Annotated in this window: 13 protein-coding genes and 1 tRNA gene; 3 read left to right on the top strand and 11 right to left on the bottom strand. The window is 66.8% G+C overall.

Annotation, left to right across the window (positions count from 1 at the left end; all coding sequences use genetic code 11):
- Positions 1-22: 22 nt before the first annotated feature.
- From A3840_RS06495 to A3840_RS06475, 5 genes are all read right to left on the bottom strand, one after another.
- Positions 23-2,629, bottom strand: coding sequence for a DNA translocase FtsK (locus A3840_RS06495; protein WP_067453796.1), 2,607 nt, complete (start codon positions 2,627-2,629; stop codon positions 23-25).
- Between the two features lie 255 nt (positions 2,630-2,884).
- Positions 2,885-4,231: an ammonium transporter gene (locus tag A3840_RS06490; RefSeq protein WP_067453681.1), complete on the bottom strand. Its 1,347-nt coding sequence runs from the start codon at positions 4,229-4,231 to the stop codon at positions 2,885-2,887.
- A gap of 27 nt (positions 4,232-4,258) precedes the next feature.
- On the bottom strand, positions 4,259-4,597 hold the full coding sequence (locus tag A3840_RS06485) for a P-II family nitrogen regulator (protein ID WP_067453678.1): 339 nt from the start codon (positions 4,595-4,597) through the stop codon (positions 4,259-4,261).
- Positions 4,598-4,923: 326 nt separating this feature from the next.
- On the bottom strand, positions 4,924-6,285 hold the full coding sequence (locus tag A3840_RS06480) for an ammonium transporter family protein (protein ID WP_067453675.1): 1,362 nt from the start codon (positions 6,283-6,285) through the stop codon (positions 4,924-4,926).
- Between the two features lie 29 nt (positions 6,286-6,314).
- Positions 6,315-6,653 carry a P-II family nitrogen regulator gene (locus tag A3840_RS06475; protein WP_067453672.1) on the bottom strand — a complete coding sequence of 113 codons (339 nt, stop codon included), beginning with the start codon at positions 6,651-6,653 and terminating at the stop codon, positions 6,315-6,317.
- 282 nt (positions 6,654-6,935) lie between these two features.
- Here A3840_RS06475 and A3840_RS06470 point away from each other — a divergent pair, with 282 nt between their 5' ends.
- Positions 6,936-8,156, top strand: a complete 1,221-nt coding sequence (locus A3840_RS06470; protein WP_067453669.1) for an FAD-dependent monooxygenase — start codon at positions 6,936-6,938, stop codon at positions 8,154-8,156.
- Between the two features lie 1,027 nt (positions 8,157-9,183).
- On the opposite strand, the gene A3840_RS06465 is transcribed toward A3840_RS06470, so the two are convergent.
- From A3840_RS06465 to A3840_RS06455, 3 genes are read right to left on the bottom strand one after another with little or no spacing between them, the layout of a single operon-like run.
- Positions 9,184-9,417: a Trm112 family protein gene (locus A3840_RS06465; RefSeq protein WP_067453665.1), complete on the bottom strand. Its 234-nt coding sequence runs from the start codon at positions 9,415-9,417 to the stop codon at positions 9,184-9,186.
- Positions 9,417-10,076 carry an LON peptidase substrate-binding domain-containing protein gene (locus A3840_RS06460; RefSeq protein ID WP_067453662.1) on the bottom strand — a complete coding sequence of 220 codons (660 nt, stop codon included), beginning with the start codon at positions 10,074-10,076 and terminating at the stop codon, positions 9,417-9,419. Before A3840_RS06460 ends, A3840_RS06465 begins: the two co-directional genes overlap by 1 nt.
- 11 nt (positions 10,077-10,087) lie before the next feature.
- Positions 10,088-11,029 carry a thioredoxin family protein gene (locus tag A3840_RS06455; protein WP_067453659.1) on the bottom strand — a complete coding sequence of 314 codons (942 nt, stop codon included), beginning with the start codon at positions 11,027-11,029 and terminating at the stop codon, positions 10,088-10,090.
- A gap of 194 nt (positions 11,030-11,223) precedes the next feature.
- Here A3840_RS06455 and A3840_RS06450 point away from each other — a divergent pair.
- Positions 11,224-11,298 (top strand) — tRNA-Gly (locus tag A3840_RS06450).
- Between the two features lie 109 nt (positions 11,299-11,407).
- Here A3840_RS06450 and A3840_RS06445 read toward each other — a convergent pair.
- A complete protein-coding gene (locus A3840_RS06445) occupies positions 11,408-14,557 on the bottom strand; it encodes an AsmA family protein (RefSeq protein WP_165603135.1) in 3,150 nt (1,049 codons plus the stop codon).
- A gap of 204 nt (positions 14,558-14,761) precedes the next feature.
- On the opposite strand from A3840_RS06445, the gene A3840_RS06440 reads away from it, so the two are divergent.
- A complete protein-coding gene (locus tag A3840_RS06440) occupies positions 14,762-15,172 on the top strand; it encodes an SH3 domain-containing protein (protein WP_067453653.1) in 411 nt (136 codons plus the stop codon).
- A gap of 20 nt (positions 15,173-15,192) precedes the next feature.
- Here the strand turns inward: A3840_RS06440 and A3840_RS06435 are convergent, their stop codons facing one another.
- Together A3840_RS06435 and A3840_RS06430 are read right to left on the bottom strand one after the other, a co-directional pair.
- Positions 15,193-15,795, bottom strand: coding sequence for a histidine phosphatase family protein (locus A3840_RS06435; protein WP_067453650.1), 603 nt, complete (start codon positions 15,793-15,795; stop codon positions 15,193-15,195).
- On the bottom strand, positions 15,792-16,826 hold the full coding sequence (locus A3840_RS06430) for an ABC transporter ATP-binding protein (protein ID WP_067453647.1): 1,035 nt from the start codon (positions 16,824-16,826) through the stop codon (positions 15,792-15,794). Before A3840_RS06430 ends, A3840_RS06435 begins: the two co-directional genes overlap by 4 nt.
- Between the last annotated feature and the right edge of the window lie 8 nt (positions 16,827-16,834).

Here is a 16,834-nt window from a genome sequence, read left to right as displayed (position 1 = left end):
ATCCCGATTGCCGTTGCGCGGCTCAATAGCCGTCGGCGTTGTTGCCGACGAGGATTTCGCGCTTGCCTGCATGATTGGCGGGGCTGATCACGCCTTCGCGTTCCATGCGCTCGATCAGGGTGGCGGCCTTGTTATAGCCTACCCCCAGGCGCCGCTGCACATAGGAGGTCGAGGCCTTCTTGTCGGTCAGCACCACATGGACGGCCTTGTCGTAGAGCTCGTCGCCCGAGCCGCCGCCGCTCTCGCCCATGGCATCGGCGCCGAAATCGCCACCCTCGTCGTCTTCCTCGGTGATGTTGTCGAGGTAGTCGGGCGTGCCCTGGCTCTTCAAATGATTGACCACCGATTCCACTTCGGCATCGGAGACGAAGGCGCCGTGCAGGCGCTTGGTGCGGCCGCCCGAGGCCATGTAGAGCATGTCGCCATTGCCCAGGAGCTGTTCGGCCCCCTGCTCGCCCAGGATGGTGCGGGAGTCGATCTTGGACGTCACCATGAAGGAGATGCGGGTGGGGAAATTGGCCTTGATCGTGCCGGTGATGACGTCGACCGAGGGGCGCTGGGTCGCCGTGACCATGTGGATGCCGGCGGCGCGGGCCATCTGGGCCAGGCGCTGGATGGCGCCTTCGATATCCTTGCCGGCCACCATCATCAGGTCGGCCATTTCGTCGACGATGATGACGATATAGGGCAAGGGCTCGAGATCGAATTCCTCGGACTCGAAGATCGCTTCCCCGGTTTCGCGGTCGAAGCCGGTCTGCACCGTGCGGGTGATGGTGCGGCCTTCCTTGGCCGCTTCGGCGACGCGCTGGTTGAAGCCGTCGATATTGCGCACGCCGATCTTGCTCATCTTGCGATAGCGGTCTTCCATCTCGCGCACCGCCCATTTGAGCGCCACCACCGCCTTTTGCGGATCGGTGACCACGGGCGTCAGCAGGTGCGGAATGCCGTCATAGATCGAGAGTTCCAGCATTTTGGGGTCGATCATGATCATGCGGCACTGCTCGGGCGTCATCTGGTAGAGCAGGCTGAGAATGAAGGTATTGATGCCCACCGACTTGCCCGAGCCGGTCGTGCCGGCGATGAGCAGGTGGGGCATGCGCGCCAGGTCGGCGATGACGGGCTCGCCACCGATGGTCTTGCCCAGGCAGATGGGCAGCTTGCCCTTCATCTTCTCGAAATCGGACGAGGCCAGCATTTCGCGGAAATAGACGGTTTCCCGGCTCTGATTGGGCAATTCGATGCCGATGGCATTGCGCCCCGGCACCACGGCGACGCGGGCCGAAATGGCGCTCATCGAGCGGGCGATGTCGTCGGCCAGCGAAATGACGCGGCTCGACTTGATGCCCGGAGCCGGTTCCAGCTCGAACAGGGTAACGACCGGGCCGGGGCGGACATTGATGATATCGCCCTTAACGCCGAAATCCTGCAGCACCGCTTCGAGCTGGCGCGCCATTTCCTCCAGCCGCGCCGGGGCATGCTCGGGCGAGGGACCGGAGCGCTTGGGCTCGGCCAGCAGGCTCAGCTCGGGCAGTTCGAACCCGGCCGGTTCGTCCAGCAGGGAACCCTGCGCCTCGCGGAACACCCGCTGGCCCTGGGCCGGGCGGGGCGCCGGGGCGGCCACGGGCACGCGCGGGGCCGCCGGATCGGCGGGATGGAAGCGCGAATCGCCGCGCTGCGTCCGGTTGGGCAGCGGCGCATCGGGCACGAAGGGGATGTCGTCATCCTCTTCGGGATAATCGATGGCGGTATCATCATAGGCCGGCTGCGCCAGGATGCGGGCGCTGGGCTCGAAACTGGGCTCGGCATAGCGGGCCGGGGCGTGGATATGGCGCTGCGGGCTCGCCATGACGGGCTCGCGATCGACCACCACTTCGGGCGCGCCGCCATCCATGCGGGGTTCGGCGGCATGGTCGAAATCGTCCATCTGCTCGGCGGCGCGGCGTTCGGCATGGGCGGCGCGGGCCCGGCGGAAGGCGGTGCGCAGCGAATAGCCCATATGGACGATGGCGCCCATGGCCACTTCCACCAAAGGATTGGGGTCGCGCTCGTCCTCGGCATCGGCCCGGCGGGCGGCGCCGGCCTTCTGCGGCTTGGCCGGCACGGCGGCGCCCAGGCCCATGGCCATCCAGAGCAGCGCCAGGGCCGGCGCGGCCAGGATGATGGCGAACAGCGTCGAGGTGACCGGCTGCGGATCGGAGCCGGCGATCATGGCGGCCAGATTGGTGAACATCATGCCGGCCAGGCCGCCGAGCCCGGTGGGCAGGGGCCAGGTTTCGGGCATGGCGATGAAGGAGAAGACGCCGGCGAACAGCACGGTCGCGCCGATCCAGGCGAGCACGCGCATGCCCAGCCGGGTCACCGCATAGCGCCGCACCATGGCCCAGCCCCACAGCGCCAGCGGCACGACCATGACCAGGCCGGCCAGGCCCAGGAACTGGAAGACCAGGTCGGCGATCACCGCGCCGGGAAAGCCCAGCCAATTGGCGGGCGTCTTGGCGGTGGCCAGCGACAGGGAGGGATCGTCCACCGACCAGGAGGCCAGCGAGACCAGCACGATGGCACAGAGCGCCAGCAGCAGCATGCCCGCCAGGCGCAGCGGAATGCGGATGGCGATGGCCGGGGGCGGCATCGGCGCCTTGGCGCTGCGGCTGGAATTGCTGCGGCCGCCCGTACGCTGGGTCACGGGGCGGACATCGTCGATCATGGGGACGGGATGGCTGGGCATGGACACGCATTACTGGTTGCCGACCCGCGCACCAGAGCAGCGAGCCGTAATGGGGCCATGCTAGCCCGCTGTGGTTAATCGCATGCTAACCATCGGCCGATCGCTGCGCGCCCCTGGCCGGGGGAGATGGGCGGCCGGGTGGCCGCCCATGGGTTTGGATCAATTATAGGCGCGTTCGCCATGGGTGGAGAGATCGAGGCCGTCGCTCTCGCTGGCATCGGAGACGCGGAGCCCACCGAACAGCGCCTTGACGATGAGCAGGGCCACCAGGGTGACCAATGCCGACCAGATGATGGCCACGAGCACGGCCAGGATCTGCGTCACCAATTGGCCGCCCAGCGCATAGCCTTCGGCACCGAAGCCGCCCAGGGCCGGGTCGGCCACGAAGGCGGTGCCGATGGCCCCGACAATGCCGCCCACGCCATGGATGCCGAAGACATCGAGGCTGTCGTCATATTTCAGCATCGGCTTGAGCGTGACCACGGCCCACAGGCAGATGAGGCTGGCCACGGCGCCCAGCACGATGGCGCCGAACGTGCCCGAGAAACCGGCAGCCGGGGTGATGGCGACGAGGCCGGCAACGGCACCCGAGAAAGCGCCCAGGGCCGAGGCGTGGCCGCGGGTGAGCTTTTCGCCCAGGGCCCAGGCCAGGGCGGCGGCGGCGGGTGCGGTGACGGTATTGAGGAAGGCCTGGGCGGCAGTGCCGTTGGCGGCAAGGGCGGAACCGGCATTGAAGCCGAACCAGCCGACCCAGAGCAGAGAAGCGCCGATGAAGACGAAGACCAGGTTATGCGGCGCGATCGGCTCCTTCATATAGCCCAGGCGCGGTCCCAGCACGATGGCGGCGACCAGGGCGGCCACACCCGAATTGATATGCACCACGGTGCCGCCGGCAAAATCGAGCGCGCCCATCTGGAAGAAGAGGCCGGCGCCCGACCACACCATGTGGGCGATGGGCAGGTAGGAGAAGGTGAACCAGATGGCCAGGAACGCCATCACCGCGCCGAACTTCATGCGCTCGGCAATGCCGCCGACGATGAGGGTCGCCGTGATGCAGGCAAAGGTGAGCTGGAACACCACGAAGACCAGTTCGGGAATGGTGCCCGAGACCGAATCGGGGCCGGTGGCGCCGAGCAGGAAATTGGAGAAATCGCCGATAAAGGCGGAAAGGCCGCCCTCGCTGGGGCCGGCAAAGGCCAGCGAATAGCCATAGGTCACCCAGAGCAGGGCGATCAGCGCGAAACCGGCGAAAACCTGGGTCAGCACCGAGAGGATGTTCTTGGACCGGACCAGGCCGCCATAGAACAGGGCCAGGCCCGGAATGGTCATCAGGATGACGAGGAGGGTCGAGACCAGCATCCAGGCGGTATCGCCGGTGTCGATGGTGGCCACTTCCTCGATGGCGGCGGGCACTTCGGCGGCGACTTCCTGGCCCAGGGCCGGCAGCGCCAGAAGCAGGGAGGCCAGGGCGGCACTCCCCAGGATTTTGGACGTCTTGAATGACATGATGTTAGCTCCGAAAGGGAACGCGCTTTAGAGCGCCGAGGCGCCGGTTTCGCCGGTGCGGATACGGGTGACCGCCAGCAGGTCGAGGATGAAGATCTTGCCGTCGCCGATGCGGCCGGTCTGGGCGGCGTCGCGGATGGCGCTGCCCACGGCATCGGCGATGGCATCGTCGACGGCGATCTCGATCTTGAGCTTGGGCAGGAAATGCACGGCATATTCGGTGCCGCGATAAATCTCGGAATGGCCCTTCTGGCGGCCATAGCCCTTCACTTCGGTGACGGTCATGCCGTGCACGTCGAGCGAATTGAGCGCCTGCCGGACCTCTTCGAGCCGGGACGGCTTGATGATGGCAATTACCAATTTCATGTGACCCCCTTGGCGCCGATACGGCGCATGCTGGAACGATCACAGATGACTCAAGCGGCGTGCCAAATAGGCCGGCACGAAATTGGCGTGTATTTCCAATACGTTATAAAGAAGGGTCGCAAGGCGACTCGGAATTAGGCAGGGACTTGCCTATTCCGTACGCAACCGCATCCGCTGCTGCTGAATATTTGAGCAGCGCTTGCCAGGGGTGTGCAGTCCGCGCATTTGCGAGTGGGAAGCCTCTGTGGCGGGCCAAGAGGGGCGCGGGCTGCACGCCGCCGGCAAGCGGCGGGATGGCCGGACGAAAGCCCGGCCATCCAGAGGCGTTACTTGAACTCGGGATAGGCTTCGACACCCACTTCGGCGACGTCGAGACCCAGATCCTCGTCCTCGGCGCTGGGCCGCAGGCCCATGATCGCCTTGAGGATGAACCAGACCACGAGGCTGATCAGGAAGACGAAGAGCCCCACGGTGACGATGGCGATGAGCTGCACGCCGATATTGGCATCGGGATTGGTGAAGACCACCGCGATCGTGCCCCAGATGCCGGCGAAGAGGTGCACCGGAATGGCGCCGACCACGTCGTCGATCTTGAGCCGATCGAGCAGCGGCACCGAGAAGACCACGATGGCGCCACCCACGGCACCGATCAGCGAGGCCGTACCCAGGCCCGGCGTCAGCGGCTCGGCGGTAACCGAGACGAGACCGGCCAGCGCGCCGTTGATCACGAAGGTCAGGTCGACCTTCTTGTAGATCAGGGCCGAGAGCGCCGCGGCGGCCAATGCGCCGCCAATGGCGCCGGCATTGGTATTGGCCATGACGCGGCCGACATCGGCGATATCGCCGACCGTGCCCATGGCGAGCTGGGAGGCGCCGTTAAAGCCGTACCAGCCCATCCAGAGGATGAACATGCCGAGCACGGCCAGCGGCATGTTGGAGCCGGGAATGGCGCGCACGGTGCCGTCCGGATTGTACTTGCCCTTGCGCGCGCCCAGGATGATGGCGCCGGCCAAAGCCGCCCAGCCACCGACCGAATGCACGACGGTGGAACCGGCAAAGTCGAGGAAACCCATCTGGTCGAGGAAGCCGCCGCCCCATTTCCAGGAGGCCTGGATCGGGTAGACCAAAGCGGTCAGCGCCGCCACGAAGATCAGGAAGGGCAGGAGCTTGATGCGCTCGGCCACGGTGCCCGAAACGATCGAGGCGGCGGTGGCGCAGAACATCACCTGGAAGAAGAAGTCGGAGCTGACCGTGGCATAGGTGAGGTCGGCGGCTTCGGCGGCCAGGCCCACCGGCTCCAGCACGGCGATGCCTATGGCCCCGATAAGGCCGTCCACTAGCCAGGCATCGCCCGGATACATGATCATGTAGCCGATCAGGTAATAGGCCAGGCAGGCCAGCGAATACATGGTGACGTTCTTCAGCAGCTGCATCGAAACGTTCTTGGTGCGCACGAAGCCGGCTTCGAGCATGGCAAAGCCCGCCGCCATCCAGAACACCAGGATGCCGCCGAACAGCATCAGGAAGGAATTGAGGATATATTGGGTCTGAATCGCGGCTTCACCGCCGGCGGCGGCTTCCACCACCGCCTCGGCGGGCGCATCCTGACCAAGAGCCGGCAGCGCCAGCAGCAGCGAAGCCAGCGTGATGCCGCCCGCCAGCTTTAGGGGAGTCTTGAACCCTGTCATTGTCTTTGTTCTCCTGAAGTCGGGAAGCATCAGAGCGCCGAGGCGCCGGTTTCGCCGGTGCGGATACGGGTGACGGCCAAGAGATCGAGGATGAAGATCTTGCCATCGCCGATGCGGCCGGTCTGGGCGGCGTCGCGGATGGCGGCGCCGACAGAATCGGCCAGCGCATCGTCGACGGCGATCTCGACCTTGAGCTTGGGCAGGAAATGCACCGCATATTCGGTGCCGCGATAAATCTCGGAATGGCCCTTCTGGCGGCCATAGCCCTTGACCTCGGTGACGGTCATGCCATGCACGTCCAGGGAGTTCAGCGCCTGGCGCACCTCCTCCAGGCGCGACGGCTTGATGATTGCAACCACCAGTTTCATGGATGCCCCTTTCTGCCTTGCGATCGTTTTCGACAGGGACATGGACTCAAAAGCCGTGCCAAACCGGCCTGGCGCCAGAAAAATCGCCGGAAATGAAGGGCTTGAAGCAGGAGCACGCCTGCGGAACACATTGTGTCGAGACTGTGTCAAAGCATGCGAATGCCCATCTCATATGCAATTTTTCGATTTTGCCTGAATTTTGTCCAATTCGCTGCGGCAAGCGGGCACTTGCTTTCGCCGCCTTCGGGTCGGAAAAGAAACGAGCAAAAGGAGCCCGCGCTCATGAGCCGTTCTGAAACAAGCCGATATGACGTCATCATCGTGGGCGGCGGGCCCGTGGGGCTGACGCTGGCCCTGGCCCTGGAACGTTCGGCCCCGGGCATGAGGCTGGCCCTGGTCGACCGGCGGCCGCTCAGCGTGCCGCGCGACAATCGCGCTTCGGCCATTGCGGCGGGCGTGCGGCATATTTTCGAGGCCCTGGGCGTCTGGGACGACATGGCGGCGCAGGCGCAGCCCATCTCGGCCATGCGCATCACCGATTCAGGCCATGGCGATCTGGCGCGGCCGCTGTTCCTGCAATTCGAGGGCGAGGTGGCGCCGGGCGAGGCCTTTGCGCATATGGTGCCCAATACCGCCAGCACCGCCGCCCTGATGGCGGGGGCCGATGGTCTCTTCGACATGGTGGCCCCGGCCGAAATCGCCGATTGGTCCGGCGAGGGCGCGCTGGCCCGGCTGGTCCTTGCCGATGGCCGCGTGCTGGAAGCGCCGCTGATCGTGGCGGCGGACGGCGCCCAATCGGGCCTGCGCCAGCGTGCCGGCATCGGCACGTTCGGGCATGATTACCGCCAGACGGGCCTGGTCGCCACCATTGCCCATGCCCTGCCGCATGACGGCATAGCCTATGAGCATTTCCGCCCCGCCGGCCCCTTTGCCAGCCTTCCCCTGCCCGGCAATCGCTCCTCCCTGGTCTGGACCGAGGCGGCGGAAGATGCGCCGCGTTTTCTCGCCATGGATGCCGAAAACCTGGCGGGCGAGATCGAGGCGGTGATGGGCTCGAGCCTGGGCGCGGTCACGCTCGAAGACCGGCTGATGGGCTTTCCGCTGCGCCTGCAATTGGCCAAAAGCTTTGCCGGGCCGCGCCTGGCTTTGGTCGGCGACGCCGCCCATGTCATTCATCCCATTGCCGGCCAGGGCCTCAATCTCGGCCTCAAGGACGTGGCGGCCCTGGCCGAAGTGGTGGTGGAGGCCATGCGGCTGGGGCTCGACCATGGCAATGCCGATGTGCTGGAGCGCTACCAGGCCTGGCGGCGCTTCGACACCACGACCATGGCCGCCTTCACCGATGGCATGAACCGGCTCTTCTCCAACGACGCCGCCCCGCTCCGCGCCCTGCGCGATTTCGGCCTGGGCCTGGTCGACCGCGCCGTCCCGATCAAATCCGCCTTCATCCGCGCCGCCGCCGGCACATCCGGCCCCCGGCTGCTGAACGGATTGCCGATCTAGGCCCCCCTCTTGGGTGAGGCCCACGCCGCACCGTCGGGTGGACCCGAGGTCAGCCACCACACGCCCCCTGAATGCCCTCGGGTCAAGCCCGAGGGTGACGAGCAGTGGGTAGCGGGATCATGCGGCAAACACCGAACCCCCACCGCCCCCTTGACGGGCTTCGAGCCGTCCCGAAGGGCAAATCTCTCCGGTGGAGAGATTTGAGGCGAGAAGGCCATGAGCGCTACGCGCGAATGGCGGGGAGCCGCCCCAAACACCGCACCCCCACCTCCTCCTTGACGGGGGAGGTAGCGCAGCTTGGCCGATAGGCCTGGCGAAGCTGGGAGGGGGTGCTCCTGCGCACCGGCGCCTGATTTCGGCACCCTGCCACCCGTCCCCCACCCCAGCCCTCCCCGCAAGGGGGAGGGTGCCGCATCGCGTTTGCCGCACGACCCACCCCACACACAGTTCGTCACCCTCGGGCCCGACCCGAGGGTTCTTCCTTGCCAGCCTCCCCACCCACCCTCTGTCACCCCGGGCTTGACCCGGGGTCCATCTCCCGCAGCCGAAGCATCTCGAGATGGATCCCGGCCTCCGCCGGGATGACAGCCGGCGTATGCAAAAAACCAAAACTTATCCCCACCCCATCACCCCACATTACTCTCCCCCCATCAGCCGGGTGGAGATGGGGTTGCAACGATCAACCGCCCGGCGACAGTCGGGAGGCCCCTGCATCGTTAACGGGGGCTGGGTCCGGGGATGGGAAATTCCGGTGAGAGCCGGCCCTAGGAAACCCCCTGCCGGACTTCGAGCCGTCCCGAAGGGCAAATCTCTCCAGTGGAGAGATTTGAGGGGAGAAGGCCATGAGCGCTATGCGCGAATGGCAGACGCCCCGGGGCGGTTTGCGTCTCGTTTTTAAATTCTGAGGCGGAATCCGCCTCGGGGCTTCCATCGACGTTCCAAACCCGGAAGTTTTTAAACCGGCCGGCACTTCGGCGCGCGCGAGCGCTGCGGAAGGCTCTTTGACATCGAACCGGCGCGGCCGGCTTCAGCGCAAATGTCTGGACAATCTTTCCAGCTCGTCGCCCTCGATGGTGCGCGCCTCATCGAGGCTGAGCAGCGGCACGTCCCGGGTGATGGGGAAGGCCAGTCGGGCGGCGATGGAAATCAATTCGTCGCTGTCCCGCGCCAGCATGAGCCGGGTCTTGGTCAGCGGGCAGACCAGCATTTCCAGCATAAGCGGGTTGAGCTTGTGGCGGGGATTTTGCTCCGGCTCGTTCATCAGTTGAGCGGAGCCGCATTGGTGCGCGCCATTTCATATTCGGTCATGGCGATCAGCGTTTCGGCGCGGGCCTCCAGCGAGGGCGCCTCGAGCAGGACCTGCTTTTCGGCGGCGCCATAGGGCGAGACCATGCAGCAGAAATTGACCAGGTCGGCCGTGCCGGTGCTTTCGATCTCTTCCCAATTGAGCTCGATATTGGCGAATTCGGCATAGTCGCGCATCATCCGGACGAAGCGGGTGCGGTCCACCGCGGCCTCGCCGAAATCGCGGGTGAAATCGGAGGCGAAATCCCCCGCCTCGATTTCGGCCTGCCGATAGGGCGTCTCGACCTCCAGTTCGCGAACCAGGCGGAAGCGCGTCACCCCTTCGAGGATGATGAAATAGCGCCCGTCGCCGCTTTCCTCGAAATGGGTCAGCCGCCCCAGGCACCCTATCTCCTGCAGCGGCGCGGCGCCCTGGGGACTTTCCTCGCTGGCATCCTGCGGCTGGATCAGCCCGATCAGCCTTTCCGCCGCCAGGGCGGCATCGACCATGTCGAGATAGCGCGGCTCGAAGATATTGAGCGGCCGATGCGTGAAGGGCAGCAGCAGGGCGCCGCTCAGGGGAAAGAGCGGCACCTGGCGCGGCAGGTCGGCGGGCTGGGCGGGACGCTTGCGCATGGACTCCCCGTTCAGGAAAACAGAGCCGTGGAGAGCAGGCGCCGGCCCTTGAGCGTCGCCGGGTCCTTGGGGCCCCAGGCTTCGAACAATTCGAGCAGCTTCTTGCGGGCGCCATCCTCTTCCCAGGCGCGGTCGCGCTTGATGATGGCCACCAGCGCTTCGGCGGCTTCCAGCCGCCTGCCCTCGGCATTGCGCACGATGGCCAGATCGAAGCGGGCCTGGTGATTGTCCGGATCGGCGGCGATGGCCGCTTCCAGCGCCGAGGCTTCCGAGAGGCCCGCGGCCTCTTCGCGCAGCCGGATGGCGTTGGTCAGCGCCGCATAGGCATCCCCGCTGCGCTTGTCCTCGGGCAGCATGTCGAGCGTCACCTTGGCCTGGTCGACCTCGTCGGCGCTCATATAGATGCCGGCCAGCCCGATAAGGGCGTCGGCGTGGTCGGGCACCCGTTGCAGCACCATGCCGTAGATCTGCGCGGCCTGGCCCAGTTCGCCCGCGTCGCGGGCCGCTTCGGCCATCTTGAGGGCCTCGGCGATCTGGCCCTCGAGCGAATCGGTCTGCGGCTCCGGAGCGCCGGCGGCGGCGATCACCTTTTCGGCGAAGCGGCGCACCTCGCCTTCCGGCATGGCGCCCATGAAGCCGTCGACCGGGCGGCCGCCGGCAAAGGCGAAGACGGCCGGGATGGATTTCACGCCCAATTGCCCGGCGATCTGGGGATGCTCGTCGATATTGATCTTGACCAGCCGAATCTGCCCGGCCTTTTCGGTCACCACCTTTTCGATGGCCGGGCCGAGCTGGCGGCAGGGGCCGCACCAGGGCGCCCAGAAATCCACCAGGACCGGCACGTCGCGGGAGACTTCGATGACATCGGCCATGAAGCCGGCATCGCTGCCATCGCGGATCAGATCGGCGGCATTGGGCGCGGGCGCCGGGGCGCCATTGAGGGAAACGTTCATCGGCAACGGCTCTCGATCGTGTTCAAACTCGCTGTGCGCGGCCTTTTTGCGCCCAGCGGCGGGGCACTGGCAAGCCCCCTTTCCCACAGGCTATCGAGAAGATGACGATCCCGCGAAAAACTGGGTTGCAATCGGTCCGGCGATTGGGCATATAGGCGCGCATCGCGGCACTGCCAAGTGCAGCGAGACGGAGCGCGGGTGTAGCTCAGGGGTAGAGCATAACCTTGCCAAGGTTAGGGTCGTGGGTTCGAATCCCATCGCCCGCTCCAATTTCCCAAGGTGTCGCAAGCCTTGGGTGCAAAGGGTCCGCAAGGACCCTTTTTGCTTTTCTGCGTCGTCGCGACCTGCCCGCTTTCCCCAATCGTCGGAGCAATCGCCTCAGAGCCCGCTCTGCTGGATGAGGCTGTTGATGAGATCGAGCGGATTTTCCTCCGCTGCCGGTTCGGGCACCCATTCATCCACCGCTGGCATGTCCGGCGCGGGCTCGGGTGCCGGCTCCGTCACGGGCGCGGGCTGCGTCACCGGCATTGCCGGCGCCGGCCCTCTCGGGTCCGGCCGGGGCAGGGGAAGATTGGCGGGAACCGTCTGAACCGGAGGCGGCGTCGCCGGGGCTTCGACCACGGGTTGCTGGTCCTGGCTTGGCGGAGCCGCTAATGTCGGCGCCTGCGTTCCCAAGGCCCCGCCGAGCAGGGAATTGAACAGGTCCTGGCCGGTCGGCTGCGTGCCATTGCCCCCATTGCCCGCCTGTCCGCCGGCCAATTGGCCGAGCAGGTTCGTCATCACCCCATCGGCCGCCGCGCTCGGGTCGTCACCCAGGGCAGCGCCCAGCCCGCCAAGCGCGCCCGACGCGCCATTGGCCAGTTCGCCGATGCCGCCACCCAATTGCGACATGGCCTGCAAGGCGCGGTTGGGATCGGCCAGGAGGTTGGTGAGATCGGGATAGATGCGGGGCGCGGCCAGCGGACCATCGATGACGATCGGCATGCCCAGGCCCGAAACGTCGAAGGCGCCGCCCTGCCCGTCGAGCGAAGCGACGACGCGCGGATCGAGCCGCATGTCGATCGTCCGGGCAGTGAGGTCCACCGTGCCCTGCCCGCCCATCCGCACCAGCGGCCCCAGCAGCCTTATGTCGGGGAAGGTGGCCACCCCGTTGCGGATATCGGCACCGATGGAAAGCTCGGTGAACTCGGTCTTCGCCTCAGAATTCGCGGCATAAGAGCCGCCGATCAGCGATTGCACATTGCGCACCAGTCCCGCCACGTCGATCCCGCGCAGCGCGCCATTGGAAAAGACCACATTGACCGGCCCGGTCAGCGAACGGGTAAAGGCATCGGTATCGGCGCCCGAGCCCGAAACCTCGACGCTCGCCTTGAGCTTGCCTTCGATATGCTGGAACCCGGCCGCCGTCGTCAGCAGAGGCAGCGCCTCGACGCCATCCATGGCGGCCACGAGCGCAATGGCCGGCACGTCGCCCGCCCCGTTCGCCGTCACCTTGGCCGTGACCGCGCCGTCATAGAAGCCGGCCTGCGGCACCGAAAGCTCGGCCACGCCGCCCGCCACCGACAGCACGGCCGTGGCCGGCCCGGCCTTGACCTCGCCATAGCCGATTTCGGTGGCGTCCAGGCGAATATCGGCATCGAACAGGCGCAGCATGGCAAGGTCGATCGGCGCCGGCCCGGAGCCGGCCGCCGCGGCGCCGCCCTGCCCACCGCCCGTCAATGCGCCGAAATCGAGCCTGTCCACCGCCAGCGCCGCCGTGATCCTGGGCTTGCCGGTCAGGGCGATCGACGCCGAGCCCCTGGCCGTCATGTCGTCGAGCCCGATCGTCGCCTCGCTCATCGCCAATTGCGCACTGCCGGCCGAAAGCCCGCCCGAAAAGCTGAAGCGGCCGAGCGGCGTGCCCGTCGCCTGGCCCAGCCAGCCCAGCGCCCGGCTGAGAGACGCCGCCGAGACATCGGCCTTGCCGGCAATCGAACCCTGCGGATCGACAGTGCCGGAAAAGCGCGCGTCGAGCACTTGCGACTTGAAATCGAGCGAGACAATGCCCGCCTGTCCCCAGAGCAGGTCCGACAGCGCGAGCGAACTGGCAAAGCCGAAATTCTCGCCGTTCCACCGCGCCGTACCGGAGAGCGACAGCGGCTCGAGCACGTTTTCGATCTCGACGCCGGCCTCCAGCGCCTCCACCACGTCGGTGCCGAGCGCGGCCAGTTGCGGCACCTGCGCCCGGCCTTCGCCGATGGAAACCGTCCCCCGCAGGTTCAGCGAATTGCGGATGGCCTCCGCATCGAGCCCCCGAAAGGCATATTGCAGATCGGAAGACAGCTTTCCCGAGACCGGCGCCGATTGGCCCGCCAGCGCCAGAACCTGCTGCAGGTCGATGGCCGAAGCCCCGAGCGATCCGCTCGATTGCGGCACATCGCCATTGACGTCCATCACCAGGCCCGCCGCCATGCTGCCGCCGGCGATCTGCCCGGACGTGACCGACGAGCTGAGCCGGCCGTCGCGCAATTGCGCCGCCAGGACCACGTCCTGCGCCTGCGCCTCGCCGGCCCTGAGCGCATCGGCCCGCAATTCGATATCGGCGTCGATCCCCCTGAGCGCGGACAGATCGGGCGTCCCGCCGCCCGCGCCCGCTTCGCCTTCGGCGGCCGACGCGGGCTGGAAATCGGAATAATCGAGATTGCCCGCCACCACCTTGGCCATCACATAGGGGCGCTCGCCCGGCACATAGCTTGCATCGAGCCGCATCGTCTGCCCGCCGCTCGCAACCTCGCCGCCGCTGACATGATAGCCGCCATCCTCGGCCAGCTGGATTCTGCCCGACGTGCTGAGCTCGGCCAGCAGGGGGTGCGGCGGATGCTCCATCCTGGTGGAGAGCGAGAAGTCGGCCGGCTGGCGCCCCAGCAGGTCGCGCAGCGAGCCGATATCGGCCGCCAGTTCCAGCCGCTGGCCGTCCATCACACCCGAAACCGCCAGCGAAGCGGGCCGGTCGATGCCGGGCACGGCCAGTTGCAGCGCAACGTCGCCGGCGATCTCGGTCACCGCGCCATCGCGGCTCTGGGCCACCGCGCCATTGCTGATGACCACCTGGTCGATGGAAAGCCTTTCGAGAAAACCCGCGAGCATTTCGAAAACGTCGCCGCTCGCGGTCCCGGCCGGCTGCGGCGCTTGCGGGGACGCCGCCACTGTCCCCAGCACCACGCGCGGGCTTTCGAGTTCGATCCCGGTGATTCGGATCTGGCTTGAAAACAGCGACAGCGGCGCCACCGAGGCCACCGATCGCGCCGCCGTCACCGAAACCGCGCCGTCGCCGGTTCTATAGGCCATGTCCTCGATGACGATGCCGAAATCGGGAACGACCGAAAAGCGAATCGGCCCGTTAAAGGCGATCTCCGCCCCCGCCGCCTCGGACAATTGGCGGGCCAGCGCCGCACGCATGCCATCCGAACTCAGCGCCAGGGGCAGCAGGAACACCGATCCGACCGCAAGAACAGCCAGCACCGCCACGATGATTGCGGCTTTCTTCATGCCCATTCCTCCCCAAGCGCTTCCGGCCCCATGCCGATTACCGACCATGACGCCGAGAATCACCACGTATGGTTAATGGCCGAGCATTACCAAATAAGGGCGAGGGCGGTCCGCAGGCCCGGTTCGCGGGAGGTGGACACGCCTGCCATACGCCATCTGTTAAGAGGCTTGCCGCAATATGGGCGGGTGAACAGGTGCGTATGAATGGCCAGGAAGAAGCAGAATTCGAACCTTGTCGGCTGGGCCATTCTCGGGCTTCTGGCCTTCGGCATTTTCCAGTTCGGCATCATGGGGAATGCGGATCGCCCCGCCCCCTCCGCGGCGAAGCCGGCGGCCCCACGGACCGCGACGCAGGCATCGCCCGCATCGGTGCCGCTCGACGTGCCGCGCTTCGTCAATGTCGCCTCGCTCAATGTGCGCCACGCCCCGAGCCAGGCGGCCGATCTGATCACCGCGCTGCCGCGCGGCACCCGATTGCGCGTGCTCGACCGCCAGGATGGGTGGCTGCTGGTCGATCTCAATCCGACACTCGAAGGCTGGGTTACCGAACGCTTCACGACCACTGACGGCCCCGCGCAGTATAGGCCACCCGCCGCCGTGCCGGGATCGCGGTGAGCGACCGCCAGTGAGCAGAGCTAGTCCGGCGCGTCCAATATGGGGCCGCCGGGCGCATAGTTGAACACTTCGAGGCGCATGACGCTCTCGCCTTGTTTGCTGGCGAGGATGGTGAGGCTGGCCGGGCCGACGGGAATGATGCGGCGCGGCGAGAGATCGAGCAGGGTCTGCAGCAAGGCGCGGATGACGCCGCCATGGCAGATCACCAGCAGGCGGTCGGCGGAGCTGGCGGCCGCCTGGGTGGCGCGGGCGGTGCGGGCGCAGAAATCGGCCCAGTCCTCGCCCCCCGGCGGTGCGAAACTGCCGGCCCGCCAGCCGCGATAGGCATCGGGCTGGTCGGCGATGATGCGGGCGATCTCCTGGCCGGTCCAGTCGCCGACATCGACCTCGCGCAGGTCCGGCTCGGGCCGGGCATCGGGAAAGCCGAGCAGTTCGGCGGTGTGGCGGGCGCGGCGCAGGTCGGAGGTGATCACCAGGTCGGGCGCCAATTGTTCCACCATGGGCGCCAGGGCGCGCGCCTGGGCCTCGCCTTTCTCGGAAAGGCCGATATCGGCCTGGCCCTGCAGGCGGCGAACCGCGTTCCATTCCGATTCGCCATGGCGCACCAGCAGCAAGCGCTTCATGACAGGCGCTCCCCGTTGGCGCCGAACAGCGCGGCGGGCGCCTCCGGCAGGACGAAATGCACCTTGTCGCCGACGGCGAAACGCGGCGCGGCATCGACCACGGCGGTGATGCGCAGGCTGTCGCTTATGCCCGTCAGCATGGTGCGCCCGGCAACGGGGCTGGCCTCGGCGAAGTCGAAAGCCAGGCTCCCCTCGATAGGAATGGCGCTGACCGAGAGGTCTTCGGGCCGGTACATGGCCGAGGCTTGGGCGGGCAGGCTCGCCGCCCGTTCCCGCGGCAGGACCGAGACTGGCACGAGATTGGCCGGCGGCGTGCCGACAAAGGTGGCGACGAAGGCGGTGGCGGGGTTCCGCACCAGGTCCTCGGGGGTGCCGAATTGCTCCACCCGGCCCTGGTTGAGCACGGCGACATGGCTGGCCATGGTCATGGCCTCCACCTGGTCATGGGTCACATAGACCGAGGTGGCGCCGGTGGCGCGATGGACGCGCAGCAATTCGGTGCGCATTTCCACGCGCAATTTGGCATCGAGATTGGAGAGCGGCTCGTCGAAGAGCAGGATCGAGGGCCGGGGCGCGATCATGCGGGCAATGGCCACGCGCTGCTGCTGGCCGCCGGAAATCTCGTTGGGATAGCGCGTGGCCAGGGGCGCGATGCCCAGCATGGTCAGCACTTCGGCGACACGCGCCTGGCGCTCGGGCCTGGCCATGCCGGCGATCTTGAGCGGCCAATCGACATTGCCGGCCACGCTCATATGCGGCCAGAGCGCATAGGACTGGAAGACCAGGCCGGTATCGCGTTGCGCCGGATCGATGGTCCAGCCGCGATTGCCGTCCGAAACGATCCTGTCGCCGAAGGCGATGGTGCCGCCGCTGGGCGTCTCCAGCCCTGCCAGCATGCGCAGCATGGTGGATTTGCCGCAGCCGGACGGGCCGACCAGGACCAGGAAGGCGCCCTCGGGCACGCTGAGGGAGATGTCGTCGACGGCATTGAAGGCGCCGAAGGATTTCACGAGATTTTCGATGCGGATCATGGGGATGA

This window comes from Devosia elaeis, from assembly GCF_001650025.1.
GTDB classification, from domain to species: Bacteria; Pseudomonadota; Alphaproteobacteria; order Rhizobiales; family Devosiaceae; genus Devosia; species Devosia elaeis.
This window is presented reverse-complemented; position numbering and strand designations above follow the sequence as displayed.